The organism is Flexivirga alba, assembly GCF_042661025.1.
GTDB classification, from domain to species: Bacteria; Actinomycetota; Actinomycetes; order Actinomycetales; family Dermatophilaceae; genus Flexivirga; species Flexivirga alba.
Map to the genome: position 1 here is coordinate 2,967,917 of NZ_JBHSWH010000001.1, position 13,951 is coordinate 2,981,867.

The following is a 13,951-nucleotide window of genomic DNA, read 5'->3' on the forward strand; positions in this document are numbered from 1 at the left end:
ACCATGACCCACAACGACATCCAACTGTCGGCCGACGAGATCGCCGATCTGGAGACCATTGCCTGCACCGTCGCCCGGGAGGCCGGCGACCTGATCGTCGACGAGCGGCCCGAACACCTCGGCGTCGCCGCGACCAAGACCACCGCGACCGACGTGGTCACGATCATGGACAGGCGCAGCGAGGAGTTGCTGCGCACTCGTCTCGAAGCCGCCCGTCCGGGTGACGGGCTGCTGGGGGAGGAGGGCGCCTCGCGGCGCTCGGAGACCGGCATCACCTGGGTCGTCGATCCCATCGACGGCACGGTCAACTACCTCTATCAGCTCCCTGCGTATGCCGTGTCCGTCGCCGCCTGCGTCGGCGACGTCAACACCCCGGGTGCGTGGCGCCCGGTGGCCGGCGCTGTACTCAACCCGATCACCGACGAGCTCTTCCACGCCGGGCTCGGCACTGGGTCGTTCCTGGACTACGCCGGTCGTTCGTCCGCCATACAGGTGACGGTGCAGGGTGACCTGGCGATGAGCCTGGTGGCGACCGGTTTCGGCTACGACGTCGACAAGCGCAAGCAGCAGGCGGCGCTCGCGGCCGAGCTGATTCCGCAGGTTCGCGACATCCGGCGTGCGGGCAGCGCCGCCCTCGACCTGTGCTCGGTCGCCGCGGGCCGGCTGGACGGCTATTTCGAGTCCGGACTACATCCGTGGGACCTGGCGGCCGGCTGGCTCATCGTGACCGAGGCGGGAGGCCTCGTGCAGGGTCGATCGGGCGGTGCTCCGGCCACCGATCTGGTCGTCGCCGGCAGCGCTGAGCAGGTCGCGAAACTGGCTCCGCTGGTCGACCGCTGAGGTCCGCGCGGGGCAAACATCGGACCCCGCGTGATGTTCGTGCGCGCCGATGGGGCAAAATCCCCGCGGTCCGGGCACAAAACGCGAGCGTCCAGCGTTATTGCGGCCGAAGACCATGAAAAACTTCCGCCCCGTCGTGCAGACAGGGCGATGACGAGACGGGAAAGGCACGCGATGGCAACAGATTACGACGCCCCACGAAAGAACGACGACGACCTCGAGAATGACTCGATCGAGGAGTTGAAGGCACGACGCAACGACAAGAGCACTTCCAACGTCGATGTCGACGAGACCGAGCAGGCCGAAGGCTTCGAGCTGCCGGGCGCGGACTTGTCCGGCGAGGAACTCTCGGTTCAGGTGATTCCTCGTCAGAGCGACGAGTTCACCTGCTCCAAGTGCTTCTTGGTGCATCACCGCAGCCAGCTGGCCAAGGAAGTCGGCGGGCTGCCGGTCTGCACCGAGTGCGCGGCCTGACGGATGCAGCAACTGCAGGTGGCGGTGCGGCAGCTCGACCCCGAGCTGCCGTTGCCGTCATACGCCCGGCCGGGTGACGCGGGCGCGGACCTGCATGCTCGGGACGATGTGACCATCGCTCCCGGCGAACACGCAATGATCGCAACGGGAGTCGCGATCGCACTGCCGGAGGGGTATGCCGCCTTCGTTCACCCGCGCTCGGGCCTCGCCGCCCGGCACGGCATCACCACCCTCAACGGCCCCGGCACGGTCGACGCCGGGTATCGCGGCGAGATCAAGGTCAACCTGATCAATCACGACCCGCGGGAACCGTTCACGGTGCACCGCGGAGATCGCATCGCACAGCTCGTCGTCCAGGAAGTTGTCGCCGTCCAGTGGGCAGCGGTCGATTCGCTTCCGCAGTCCGCCAGGGGCGACACTGGACATGGGGACAGTGGCGGCTTCGGCGGCCGCTGATCACCCCGCATTTCACGACCGAACCACCCGACAACCAGTTAAGGGGCACGAGCGCAGTGGCAATCTTCCGGCGCAAGGCCAAGGACACAGAGGGCGAGACGGTTGACGTCGCGACCGAGGCCGAGCAGGACACCGACGTCGAGCAGGTCGAGGAGTCGGACACCGACGCCTCGGACACCGGCACCGCTGCAGAACTCGACGAGGCCGACGTGTCGGACGACAACGCAGCCGACAGCGATTCCGACTCGGATGATGCCGAGCGCGCGCGTCTGCCTCGCCCTTACGAGCTGGACCGTTCGAGCGGCCCGTTCGACCGCTCGGAGGTCGACGACCTGGACGGCCACTTGGACTTCGGTGCGGTCGCGATCGTCCCCGAGCCCGGCATGGAGTTGCGCCTGGACGTCGATGACGCCGGGCAGGAGATCACCGGCATCACGGCCGTCATCGACGGGGCGGCATGTCAGGTGCAGGCCTTCGCGGCACCCAAGAGCAAGGGCGTCTGGGACGACATCCGCGACGAGATCGCCGACAACCTGCTCGGCGGTGGCGGCACTGCCGAGGAGAAGCTCGGGCCGCTCGGCATCGAGTTGCATACCCGGATGCCCACGCAAGGCCCGGACGGTCGCACGACATACGCCCCGGCCCGATTCGTCGGTGTCGACGGGCCGCGATGGTTCCTGCGCGCCGTGCTGTCCGGCAACGCGGCGCTGGACGAAGCCACCGGAAATCAGCTGGTCGACTTCCTGCGTCGCTCGGTCGTCACTCGTGGCGGTGAACCCCGTGCGCCGCGCGAGATGCTGCCGATGCAGATCCCCGAGGACGTGCAGACACAGGCCGACGCCGAGGCCGCTGCCTTGGAGCAGAACCCGGACGCCAAGCCGGACCAGACCGGCGACAAGTCGCACACGACGGACGACTTCAAGCCGTTCGAGCGCGGTCCGGAGATCACCGAGGTTCGTTGAGATGAGTTGGAAAACCTCCCTGGGCAAGGTCACCGACCGGCTGACCAAGTCGGACGAACTGCTGGAGAGCGACGACCTGCAGGCCACGACCCGCAAACTCGGTGCGACCCCGATCTGCGACGCGGCGGACCGCTCGATCGCGTGTTGTTGCGGCACCGTGCGCAGCGTGAGCCTGCGCCCGAGGGCCGACGCGGTGCCCGCGATGGTCGTCGACCTGGACGACGGCAGCCGCACCATGAACCTCGTGTGGCTCGGCCGCCGCAAGATCGCCGGCATCGAGCCCGGCACCTACCTGAAGGTGACCGGACGCGTCGCCTACATCAAGGGCACCCCGACGATCTTCAACCCGTCCTACGAGATCAAGTCTCGATAGGGAGTCAGTCTCCGGCAGGCGAGTGCGTGCGGATCTGGTCCGCGGGTCGGCCGGTGAGCACGGCGCCCAGCGACTGCTTGGCCTCGGGCGTCGCCAGCAGCAACAACTCGTCCTGTCCTTCGATCGCGTCGTACTGGTCGGGCGCCATCGGCACGTTGTCGCGGATGATGCCGACGAGGACACAGTCCGGTGGTAGCTGCAGCTGACCGACCGCCACTCCGATGTTGGGACTGTCGGCGGGCACGGTGATCTCGACCATCGTGGCCTTGCCCTGCTGGAACTGGAACAGCCGGACCAGGTCGCCGACGCTGACGGCTTCCTCGACCAGTGCGGTCATCAGACGCGGTGTCGACACAGCGACGTCCACACCCCAGGCCTCGTCGAACATCCACTCGTTCTTCGGGTTGTTGACCCGGGCCACGGTGCGGTTGATGCCGAATTCCGTCTTGGCCAGCAGCGAGACAACGAGGTTGACCTTGTCGTCACCGGTCGCGCAGACGACGACCTCGCAGGACTCGAGGTTAGCCTCCCGCAGGGTGGAGATCTCGCAGGCGTCGGCGAGCAGCCACGAAGCTTCGGGGACCGCACTGGAGCGGTCGTCATCGGCGTACTTGTCGATGATCAGCACTTGATGGTGACGCAGGATCAACTCGCGGGCGATCGACCGCCCCACGCTTCCGGCTCCGACGACAACAACTCGCATCTGATGAATCTCCTTGGGATTGCAGCTGTTTCGTGGGTCAGTCGACCGGCTTGACGGATTTGAGCAGGTCTTCGATCTCTTGGACGCGTCCGCTCGGGAGGCTGAGGTTCAGCAGGTCGCCCTCCTGGAAGACCGAGTCGGTGTCGGGCACCATGCCGTCGCCGAGTCGGGTCAGATAGGCGACGCGGGCGCCGGTCGCCTCCTCTATCTGCTGCAGCCGAGTGCCGACCCACGACGGGTGCGGCGGGATCTCGGCGATCATCACTTTGCCACTGGCGTCGGTGTGCAACGGCAGGGCGCCCAACGGCAGGATCTTGCGGACGATCTGGTCGCTCGTCCAGCGCACGGTCGCGACGGTGGGTATGCCGAGCCGTTCGTAGACCTCCGCGCGACCCGGGTCGTAGATGCGCGCAACCACGTTCTGCACGCCGAAGGTCTCGCGGGCCACCCGCGCTGCCAGGATGTTGGAGTTGTCACCGCTGCTGACGGCGGCGAACGCGTCGGCGTTCTTGATGCCGGACCGCAGCAGGGTCTCGCGGTCGAAGCCAATGCCTGGGACACGCAGCCCCTCGAAGCTCGGGCCGAGCCGCCGGAACGCCGCTTCGTCGCGGTCGATGACTGCCACCTCGTGCCCGTGCTTCTCCAAACTGAGCGCCAGCATGGAGCCGACACGACCACAACCCATGATCACGAAGTACACGAAGTGAACGCTACCTGAGCGCCGGCGGAGCGCCGTCACCACGGGCCGGGACGGCCCGCTGTGATCAATCTCGCCGATGCCCAGCAGGTGGAGGATGTCCGGTTCACCCGCGAACAGTCCTACACTCACGCGTTGTGTCTGGGACCGGTCGCGCGCTGAAGCGCCTCGTCGTGGGTCGCGCGATGCGCAGCGACAAACTCGGCGACACTCTGTTGCCGAAGAAGCTCGCGTTGCCGATCTTCGCCAGTGACGCGTTGTCGTCTGTCGCCTATGCGCCGGACGAGATCCTGTTGACCCTCGGCCTGGCCGGCGGGTCGTTCGCGTTCACCCACTCCTGGCAGATCACGCTCGGCGTGGTCTGCGTGATGGCTGTGGTCGTGGCGTCATACCGGCAGAACGTCCACGCCTACCCGTCCGGTGGCGGTGACTACGAGGTGGCCACGACCAACCTCGGCCCGAAGGCCGGGCTGACAGTCGCCTCGGCACTGCTGGTCGATTACACCCTCACCGTTGCGGTGTCGATCTCATCGGGTGTGCAGAACGCCGCGTCGGCGCTGCCCGCGATCCACGGCCACGAGGTGATCGTCGCCGTGTTCCTGATCATCGGGTTGACCGCGATGAACCTGCGTGGGGTGCGCGAGTCGGGCAGCTTCTTCGCCATACCCGTGTATTTGTTCATGCTCGGGGTGATCGCGCTGGCGATCGTCGGCACCATCCGCAAGCTCACCGGCGACCTGCCGCTCGCCGAGAGCGCGAAGTTCACGCTGGCGCCGCAGCCGCACATGGACACACTGGGCCAGGTCGCGCTGGTCTTCCTGTTGCTACGCGCGTTCTCCAGCGGTTGTGCGGCCCTGACGGGTGTTGAGGCGATCTCCAACGGGGTGCCCGCGTTCAAGAAGCCGAAGAGCAAGAACGCCGCCACGACGCTGCTGCTGATGGGTTCTCTCTCGGTCGTGATGTTGGTGTCGATCGTGACTCTGGCCAACTGGACCGGCATACACATCCAGGACCCTGACCACCCGGGCAACCTGCTCCTGAACGGCAAGCCGGTGGCGCACTACAACGAGGACACGGTGCTCGGGCAGCTGTCGCACGCGGTGTTCCACGGCTTCCCGCCCGGCGTCATCTTCCTCGCCATCGTGACCGGTGTCATCCTCGTGCTGGCCGCGAACACGGCCTTCAACGGCTTCCCGGTGCTCGCCTCGATCCTCGCCCGCGACGGGTGGCTGCCGCGCCAGCTGCACACCCGCGGCGACCGGCTCGCCTACTCCAACGGCATCCTGATCCTCGCCGGCATGGCGATGCTGCTGGTGATCGTGTATGGCGCCGAACCGACTCGGCTGATCCAGCTCTACATCGTCGGTGTGTTCGTGTCGTTCACCACCAGTCAGATCGGCATGATCCGGCACTGGAATCGCAACCTGCGCGCGGAGAACCCGCCCATCTCACCGGCCCGGATGAAGCGTGCACGCGTCATCAACGCCGTCGGAGCAGTGATGTCCGGCACGGTGCTGGCAGTCGTGCTGCTGACCAAGTTCACCCACGGCGCGGGCTACGCGGTCGCCGCGATGGTGGTGCTCTTCGCGTTGATGGTCCAGATCCGGCGGCACTACACCCGCGTCAGTGAGGAGTTGCAGCTCGCCGAGTCGGCCGACGACCAGCTGCTGCCGTCCCGCGTGCACGCGATCGTGCTGGTTTCCAAGTTGCACAAGCCGGCGATGCGCGCCCTCGCCTACGCCCGGGCGACCCGGCCCTCGGTGCTCGAGGCGGTCACCGTCGACGTCGAGCCCGAAGAGACTCAAGCGCTGCAGGAGGAGTGGGAGCGCCGTGAGATCCCGGTGACGTTGAAGATCATCGCCTCGCCATACCGGGAGATCACTCGCCCGATCATCAAGTACGTCAAGACGATTCGCCGGGACAGCCCGCGTGATGTCGTGATGGTCTACATCCCGGAGTATGTGGTCGGCCATTGGTATGAACAGCTGCTGCACAACCAGTCTGCGCTGCGGTTGAAGTCGCGGCTGCTCTTCACCCCGGGAGTCCTGGTTGCCAGCGTGCCGTGGCAGCTGCGTTCCAGCCAGGGTCACGAGCAGGACTACGACGGACCACGTCCGGGCTCTGTCCGCCGGGGACGATGACGACGATGAGGATGAATCGATGAGCCAGCGCAAACGGCCGGCGTCCAAGGGACGTGGCAACCAGCGGCGCGGTAACAAACGCGTTGCACCGCAAGGTGACTCGCTCGTCGGCACCGAGGTCGAGGTCGAGGTCGGCGACGTCGCGCACGGGGACACTGCGTCGCCCGCCACGACGGTCGGGTGATCTTTCTGCGGCATGCGCTGCCCGGCGAACGCGTCGTCGCACGAGTCACTGACGGTGGCACGGCGTCGCGGTTCCTGCGCGCGGACGCCGTGCAGGTCCTGGATGCGTCGCCGGAGCGCCGCGACGCTCCGTGTGCGTTCGCCGGTCCCGGCGGTTGCGGCGGTTGCGACTGGCAGCACACGTCGGCCGCCTTCGGTCGGGAGCTGAAGACCCGCGTCGTGCGTGAGCAGCTGCGCCGACTGGCCGGGATCGACTGGGACGGCGTCGTCGAGCAGGTCCCCGGCGACGTCGAGGGCCTGCGTTGGCGGACCCGTGTCGAATTCTCGGTGTCGCCGGACCGGCGGCTCGGGCTGCGCAAGCATCGTTCGCATGACGTGGTCCCGGTCGACGATTGCCTGATCGCGGTGCCCGAAGTGGCCGCCACAGGATTGCTCGCGGAGTCGGTCGAACCGGACGTGACGGGAGTCGACGTGGCCGTGGCCGCGGACCGCGAGGTCGTGGCCGTCGACCTGCCGGTGCGTGACTCCGGTGTTCCCAACGTCGTCGAGCGCGTCGCACCGAACGGTGTTGCGGCACGAGGCTTTCGGGTCTCGTCCCGCGGTTTCTGGCAGGTGCACCCCGGGGCTGCGGCGACCTTCGTCGCGGCAGCACTGGACGGGTTGCAGCCGCGGCCGGGGAGCGCGCGCTGGACCTGTATGCCGGTGTCGGAGTCTTCACGGCGTTCCTGGCCGATGCGGTCGGGCCGGGAGGGCGCGTGCTGGGTCTTGAAGGTGACTCCCGTGCGGTTCGCGACGCCGGGCCGAACCTCACCGGCCTCGGCCACGCGTCGCTGCAGCGTGCCGACATCGGTCGTGACGGGTGGGACGCAGTCGTCGACGATGCGCTCGAATCGGTTGACATAGTCGTGCTGGACCCGCCGCGGTCCGGAGCCGGACGTGCCGTGATCCGCGACGTCCTGGAGCGAGGGCCGCGTCGGGCGGCATACATCGCGTGTGACCCGGCCGCGCTGGCCCGTGACCTGGCGTACGCCGCCGAGTCGGGCTACCGCGTCGTGTCGGTGCGTGCGTTCGACGCCTTCCCGATGACCCACCACATCGAGTGCGTGGCGATCCTGGAGCCCGCAACGGACTGAGGCTCCGAATTCTGTGCAGCTCCACGGCGATCTCAACACTGGGCTGATGCGCAGCTCGTCATACGGCCCGAAGCTGGTTGTATGACGAAACAACTTCCCGACATCGACGTCATCGTCAACCCGCAGCCCGACCTGCACGCGTGGCGCACCCTGCCGCGCGAACTCGAGGCCGCCGGTTTCCACGGTGTGGTCTGCCCGGACAACCCTTGGTCGGCCGACCCTTTCCAGCTCATGGCGATCGCTGCGTCGGTGACCACCTCGCTGCACGTGGGAACGCACGTCCTCGCGGCTCCGTTGCGTGATCCCGCCGAGGTCGCTGATCAGACCAGGTCGCTCGCCGCGTTGAGTGGGAGCCGGTTCGGACTCGGCCTCGGAACCGGCCTGCCGATGATCCATGAGTTCGCGCAGCGCGCCGGCCGCCCGTCGATGGACGGCCGAGCGTCTCGCAGCTGGATTGCGGCTTCGGCGCAGGCGGTCCGGTCAACGGAGCTGCCGGCCCCGGTGTCAATCACGGTCGCAGCAGGCGGGCCAAAGTCGTTGGCCGTCGCTGCCGAGGTGGCCGACGAAGTCGCGCTCGCCATACGCCCGACAGCGACAACGGATGACGTGACTCATCTGGTGCAGGCCGCGAACAGCGTTGCCCTGGAACACGATCGACGGATCACCTTCGTCGTCAACCCGATCGGTGTCGGTGAGCGCCTGGTCGGCTTGCACAACAACGGTCCGTCCGTCGCCGAGCTGCGGACGGCAGGGGCCTTCGCACTGTTGCCGGAGCGCACCGAGGACATCGCGACCACACTCGCGTCGTGGCGCGCCGACTTCGGCATCGCTCGCATCGTGGTTTCGGAGGAGATCGGCGACGAACTTGCCGAGGTGCTGTCCCTCGATCGGTGAGAAGATCGGGGCGTGGCCAACGGCCGGCGGGACTTAGGCAGACCTTCGCTGATCGCGCCTCGACCGTTGTGATTAACTTATCTTGACGTCAAGATAAAGTCGTCCACGAGTGCCAGAGACGAAGGAGTCGGCGTGAGCACCAGCACCAATAGTTTCGCAGCGAAGGACACGCTCGCCGTAGGCGAGAAGTCCTATGAGATCTACCGCTTGGACAAGGTCGAGGGCAGCAAGAACCTGCCGTTCAGCCTGAAGGTCCTGCTCGAGTGCCTGCTGCGCACCGAGGACGGCGCCAACATCACCAAGGACCACATCAATGCCGTGGGCCAATGGGACGAGACCGCGAACCCCAGCACCGAGATCCAGTTCACGCCGGCCCGCGTGATCATGCAGGACTTCACCGGTGTGCCGTGTGTCGTTGACCTGGCCACCATGCGTGAGGCCGTCAAGGAGCTCGGCGGCGACGCCAAGAAGATCAACCCGCTCGCGCCCGCCGAGATGGTCATCGACCACTCCGTCATCATCGACGTCGCCGGCACGCGCGACGCGTTCCAGAAGAACGTCGAGATCGAATACGGCCGCAACCGGGAGCGCTACCAGTTCCTGCGCTGGGGCCAGACCGCATTCGACGACTTCAAGGTCGTGCCCCCGGGCACCGGCATCGTGCACCAGGTCAACATCGAGCACCTGGCCCGCGGCATCATGACGCGCGAGTCCGCCGACGGCGCTCTGCAGGCCTACCCGGACAGCTGCGTCGGCACCGACAGCCACACCACCATGGTCAACGGCCTGGGCGTGCTCGGCTGGGGCGTCGGCGGCATCGAGGCCGAGGCCGCGATGCTCGGCCAGCCGGTGTCGATGCTCATCCCGCGTGTCGTCGGCTTCAAGCTGACCGGCGAAATCCCTTCCGGTGCAACGGCAACCGACGTCGTGCTGACCATCACCCAGCAGCTGCGCGAGCACGGTGTCGTCGGCAAGTTCGTGGAGTTCTATGGCGATGGCGTGGCCTCGGTGCCGCTTGCCAACCGCGCCACGATCGGCAACATGAGCCCCGAGTTCGGGTCCACCTGTGCGATCTTCCCGATCGACGACGTGACGCTGGACTACCTGCGCCTCACCGGCCGCCCGGATGACCAGGTCGCACTCGTCGAGGCCTACGCCAAGGAGCAAGGCCTCTGGCACGACCCGAGCGTCGAGCCGCGCTTCTCCGAGCGACTCGAGCTGGACCTGTCCACCGTCGTGCCGTCGATCGCCGGCCCGAAGCGTCCGCAGGACCGCATCGTGGTCACCGACGCCAAGCAGCAGTTCAACCTGGACATCAAGAACTACGGCGTCGAGGGCGACTACCGCGAGGTCGAGGTCAAGCCCGCCGCAGGCGCGGCATACGGCCTGAAGGACGGCGCAGTCGTGATCGCCTCGATCACCAGCTGCACCAACACCTCGAACCCGTCGGTGATGATGGCGGCCGCGCTGCTGGCCAAGAACGCCGTCGAGAAGGGCCTCACCGTCCCGCCGTGGGTCAAGACGTCGATGGCGCCGGGCTCGCAGGTCGTGACCGGCTACTACGACAAGGCCGGCATGTGGCCCTACCTGGAGAAGCTCGGCTTCTACCTGGTCGGTTACGGCTGCACGACCTGCATCGGCAACTCCGGCCCCCTGGCCGACGAGATCAGCCAGGCGATCCAGGACAACGACCTCACGGCCGTGTCCGTGCTGTCGGGCAACCGCAACTTCGAGGGCCGCATCAACCCCGACGTGAAGATGAACTACCTGGCCTCGCCGCCGCTGGTCATCGCCTACGCGCTCGCGGGCACGATGAACTTCGACTTCGAGTCCGACCCGTTGGGCCAGGACCAGCAGGGCAACGACGTGTTCCTGAAGGACCTGTGGCCGAACCCGGCCGACGTCGAGTCGACGATCGCTGCCTCGATGGACCGCGACATGTTCATCAAGGACTATGCCGACGTCTTCGCCGGCGACGAGCGCTGGCAGTCGCTCCCGACGCCCGAGGGTGACATCTTCGAGTGGGACGCCGAGTCGACATACGTTCGCAAGCCCCCGTACTTCGAAGGTATGGCGAAGGACCCGTCGCCGGTGCAGGACATCGCGGGCGCCCGGGTGCTCGCCAAGCTGGGTGACTCGGTCACCACCGACCACATCAGCCCTGCGGGTTCGATCAAGGGCGACAGCCCGGCCGGTAAGTACCTCACCGAGCACGGGATCGAGCGCAAGGACTTCAACTCATACGGCTCGCGGCGCGGCAACCACGAGGTCATGGTGCGCGGCACGTTCGCCAACATCCGGCTGCGCAACCAGCTGCTGGACGACGTCGAGGGTGGTTTCACCCGCGACTTCACCGCCGGTGGCGAGCAGGCCACGATCTTCGACGCCGCGGAGAACTACCAGAAGGCCGGCATCCCGCTGGTCGTCCTCGCCGGCAAGGAATACGGCACCGGCAGCTCGCGCGACTGGGCGGCCAAGGGCACCGTGCTGCTCGGTGTGCGCGCCGTGATCGCCGAGTCGTTCGAGCGGATCCACCGTTCGAACCTGATCGGCATGGGCGTCCTGCCGCTGCAGTACCCCGAGGGTCAGAACATCGATTCGCTCGGTCTGTCCGGCACCGAAACCTTCGACATCAGCGGGGTCACTGCGCTCAACGAGGGCAAGGACATTCCGCCGACGGTTCACGTGACCGCCACGAAGGAAGACGGCACGAAGACCGAGTTCGATGCGGTCGTCCGCATCGACACACCCGGTGAGGCCGACTACTACCGCAACGGCGGCATCCTGCAGTACGTCCTGCGGTCCCTGGTGGACTGATTCGACGCCCGTCCAAGGAACCGAACGGCCCTGCACGCTCATCGAGCGTGCGGGGCCGTTGTCGATAATCTGGCCATCGGAGCGTTCGAGCGAGAACTGAGCTCGGACGAGTCCGGGAAGGGAGGTCGTGGTGGCGAGATTGATGCCCAGCACCGGCTCGAGGCTTTTCCGGTTACACGGATGCAGTGTTCGCCGTGATCATCACGATCATGGTCCTGGAGCTGCGCCCGCCGCAGTCGCCGACCTTCCCCGCCCTGCTGGATTTATGGCCGACGATCGTCACGTACCTGGTCAGTTACGTGTTCATTGCGATCATCTGGATCAACCATCACTACCTGATGGGCTACGTGCAGACGCCGACTCTCCGCCTGGTGTGGCTGAACTTCGGCCATCTGTTCTTCGTCTCCCTGCTGCCCTTTGCGACGGCATGGATCGCGCAGTCAGAGCTCGCGTCGGTTCCGGTGATTGTCTACGCAGCCCTGTTCGTGCTCACCGATGGTGTCTACAACCTCTTCGAGCGCGAGATCCTGCGGACCTGGGCTCGATTCACGCCGGACGAATACCGAAAGGTGCGGCGGCGATCACTAATCGCGTTGGGTCTCTTCGCCATCGGAGTCGGCCTTGCCATCCTCGAACCCTGGGCGGGGTTCGGCTTCATCTGCCTCGCGCTCGTCCTGCACTTGCAACCCGATGCTGCCCTGTGGAGTCGTCACGACGCGCATGATGTCGCAGCGCCGGACGCCGATACCGAGCACTAGCAGCGCGTTCTCCGGCGCCATCCGCGACATCGTGGCTGGCGCTGGATAGCAGCTACGGTATGCGGAAACTATTTGCGCGGATCTGCCGTTGGCGGGCTTCCTTTACGCAAGACTGGGCGGATCACCCTCTCCGTTACGGCTCAAGGAGTCTGGATCATGTCCGATCGTTCCGTGCTGCTCCCCACAGTGCACCTGCCCTCCGCGACTCGCCGCCAGGTGGTGCTCGGCAGTATGGCGGCCGGAGGTGCGTTGCTCTTCGGTGCGCCGGTCGCGTCCGCTGCGACGCACACCGCGGCCGCGGCGCCGGGTGTTCGGCACATCCGCTACCACCGCTTCTCCGGGGCGCAGGCATGGGCGCACGGCGCCGGCTCCGGCGTGCACTTCGACCAGCAAAACCTGACGATCTCTCGTCCGTCCGGAACTCGTGAATTCGCTGACCCCACAGTCGAAAACGCTCCCACGAAGCTGTATGACGTCAGCACCTGGACGTCCCCGTGGCGGACCAACGGCTTCGGCCTGACCGAGCTAATCAGCTCCTGGAACGCCGACACTCCGAACGGCACCTGGATCGAGGTCAACGCTCGAGGCCATGCCGAGGACGGCACACTCACCGACTGGTTCGTGATGGGCCGCTGGTGCAGCAGCGACCCCGCACAGGGTGGCGCCATACAACGGCAGTCGCTGGATGGACAGGGCACGGACTACGCGACCGTGTGGACCGACACCCTGCATATGTATGACGCCCACACGCTGTCCGACATCCAGCTACGAGTGCAGTTGCTGCGTCCACACGGCACGGCGTTGACACCGACGGTGCGCTTCCTGGGCGCGGTCTCGTCCGCACTCCCCGACGACCCGACGGTGCCGGTGAGTGCGTTCACGCTCGGTCGCGAGCACATCCTGGACGTGCCGACCTTCTCCCAGGAGAAGCACGCCGGCGAGTACCCGCAGTGGGACAACGGGGGAGAGGCATGGTGCTCGCCGACCTCGTCATCGATGGTGCTGGCCTACTGGAAGCGAGGGCCGAGCGCTGCCGAGCTGTCGTGGGTCGACCCGTCATACGAGGACCCGCAGGTCGACTATGCCGCCCGCAACACCTACGACTACGTCTATGAGGGCTGCGGCAACTGGCCGTTCAACACGGCATACACCAGCAGCCGCGGGCTGGAGGGCTTCGTGACCCGGCTGCGCAGTCTCGCCGAGGCCGAGCCGTTCATCGCGGCCGGCATGCCGGTGATCACGTCGGTCTCCTTCAAGAGCTCTGAGCTGGACGGCGCGGGCTACTCCACCAACGGCCACCTGATGGTGCTGGTCGGCTTCACCGCGGATGGCGACCCGGTCATGAACGACCCCGCCTCGCACCTGATCGCCGACAACAAGGAAGTCCGCGTCACCTACAAGCGCGAGCAGTTCGAGAACGTCTGGGTCCCGCACAGCGGCGGCACGGTCTACATCAATCACCCGGCGGGTCTGCGTCTGCCGCAAGCGCCGACCGAAGCCAACTGGTGAGTCGTCACTCG

Annotated in this window: 14 protein-coding genes and 1 pseudogene; 13 read left to right on the forward strand and 2 right to left on the reverse strand. The window is 66.7% G+C overall.

Annotated features, from left to right (window positions below; translation table 11 throughout):
- The first annotated feature begins 3 nt into the window (after positions 1-3).
- The 5 genes from ACFQDH_RS14545 to ACFQDH_RS14565 all read left to right on the forward strand — a co-directional run bounded on the left by ACFQDH_RS14545 (position 4) and on the right by ACFQDH_RS14565 (position 3,105).
- Positions 4-840 carry an inositol monophosphatase family protein gene (locus tag ACFQDH_RS14545; protein WP_382403102.1) on the forward strand — a complete coding sequence of 279 codons (837 nt, stop codon included), beginning with the start codon at positions 4-6 and terminating at the stop codon, positions 838-840.
- Positions 841-1,014: 174 nt separating this feature from the next.
- Positions 1,015-1,314, forward strand: a complete 300-nt coding sequence (locus ACFQDH_RS14550) for a DUF4193 domain-containing protein (RefSeq protein WP_382403103.1) — start codon at positions 1,015-1,017, stop codon at positions 1,312-1,314.
- 3 nt (positions 1,315-1,317) lie between these two features.
- Entirely contained in the window at positions 1,318-1,770 is a 453-nt protein-coding gene (gene dut, locus ACFQDH_RS14555; RefSeq protein WP_382403104.1) for a dUTP diphosphatase, read from the forward strand.
- A 56-nt stretch (positions 1,771-1,826) separates the two neighbouring features.
- The gene (locus ACFQDH_RS14560) at positions 1,827-2,732 is read left to right on the forward strand and encodes a DUF3710 domain-containing protein (protein ID WP_382403105.1); all 906 of its coding nucleotides are present in this window, start codon (positions 1,827-1,829) and stop codon (positions 2,730-2,732) included.
- 1 nt (position 2,733) lies between these two features.
- Positions 2,734-3,105 (forward strand): OB-fold nucleic acid binding domain-containing protein, encoded by a 372-nt coding sequence (locus ACFQDH_RS14565; RefSeq protein ID WP_382403106.1) that lies wholly within the window; start codon positions 2,734-2,736, stop codon positions 3,103-3,105.
- Positions 3,106-3,109: 4 nt separating this feature from the next.
- On the opposite strand, the gene ACFQDH_RS14570 is transcribed toward ACFQDH_RS14565, so the two are convergent.
- Both ACFQDH_RS14570 and ACFQDH_RS14575 read right to left on the reverse strand, forming a co-directional pair.
- Entirely contained in the window at positions 3,110-3,808 is a 699-nt protein-coding gene (locus ACFQDH_RS14570) for a potassium channel family protein (protein WP_382403107.1), read from the reverse strand.
- 37 nt (positions 3,809-3,845) lie between these two features.
- On the reverse strand, positions 3,846-4,508 hold the full coding sequence (locus tag ACFQDH_RS14575; protein WP_382404869.1) for a potassium channel family protein: 663 nt from the start codon (positions 4,506-4,508) through the stop codon (positions 3,846-3,848).
- Between the two features lie 134 nt (positions 4,509-4,642).
- Between ACFQDH_RS14575 and ACFQDH_RS14580 the strand changes: the two genes are divergently transcribed.
- The 8 genes and pseudogenes from ACFQDH_RS14580 (at position 4,643) to ACFQDH_RS14615 (ending at position 13,940) form a co-directional block, all read left to right on the forward strand.
- Complete coding sequence (locus ACFQDH_RS14580) at positions 4,643-6,646, forward strand: APC family permease (protein ID WP_382403108.1); 2,004 nt, start codon at positions 4,643-4,645, stop codon at positions 6,644-6,646.
- 19 nt (positions 6,647-6,665) lie between these two features.
- Positions 6,666-6,830 carry a hypothetical protein gene (locus ACFQDH_RS14585; protein ID WP_382403109.1) on the forward strand — a complete coding sequence of 55 codons (165 nt, stop codon included), beginning with the start codon at positions 6,666-6,668 and terminating at the stop codon, positions 6,828-6,830.
- Positions 6,827-7,732: a class I SAM-dependent RNA methyltransferase gene (locus ACFQDH_RS14590; protein ID WP_382403110.1), complete on the forward strand. Its 906-nt coding sequence runs from the start codon at positions 6,827-6,829 to the stop codon at positions 7,730-7,732. The genes ACFQDH_RS14585 and ACFQDH_RS14590 overlap by 4 nt, the downstream gene beginning before the upstream one ends.
- A 2-nt stretch (positions 7,733-7,734) precedes the next feature.
- On the forward strand, positions 7,735-7,962 hold the full coding sequence (locus ACFQDH_RS14595; RefSeq protein WP_382403111.1) for a hypothetical protein: 228 nt from the start codon (positions 7,735-7,737) through the stop codon (positions 7,960-7,962).
- A gap of 81 nt (positions 7,963-8,043) precedes the next feature.
- Positions 8,044-8,856, forward strand: a complete 813-nt coding sequence (locus tag ACFQDH_RS14600) for an LLM class flavin-dependent oxidoreductase (RefSeq protein ID WP_382403112.1) — start codon at positions 8,044-8,046, stop codon at positions 8,854-8,856.
- Between the two features lie 132 nt (positions 8,857-8,988).
- Positions 8,989-11,673: an aconitate hydratase AcnA gene (gene acnA / locus ACFQDH_RS14605; RefSeq protein ID WP_382403113.1), complete on the forward strand. Its 2,685-nt coding sequence runs from the start codon at positions 8,989-8,991 to the stop codon at positions 11,671-11,673.
- A gap of 182 nt (positions 11,674-11,855) precedes the next feature.
- Positions 11,856-12,431: pseudogene (locus ACFQDH_RS14610) on the forward strand (TMEM175 family protein); the annotation flags it as partial.
- A 156-nt stretch (positions 12,432-12,587) separates the two neighbouring features.
- The gene (locus tag ACFQDH_RS14615; RefSeq protein ID WP_382403114.1) at positions 12,588-13,940 is read left to right on the forward strand and encodes a peptidase C39 family protein; all 1,353 of its coding nucleotides are present in this window, start codon (positions 12,588-12,590) and stop codon (positions 13,938-13,940) included.
- Positions 13,941-13,951 lie beyond the last annotated feature (11 nt).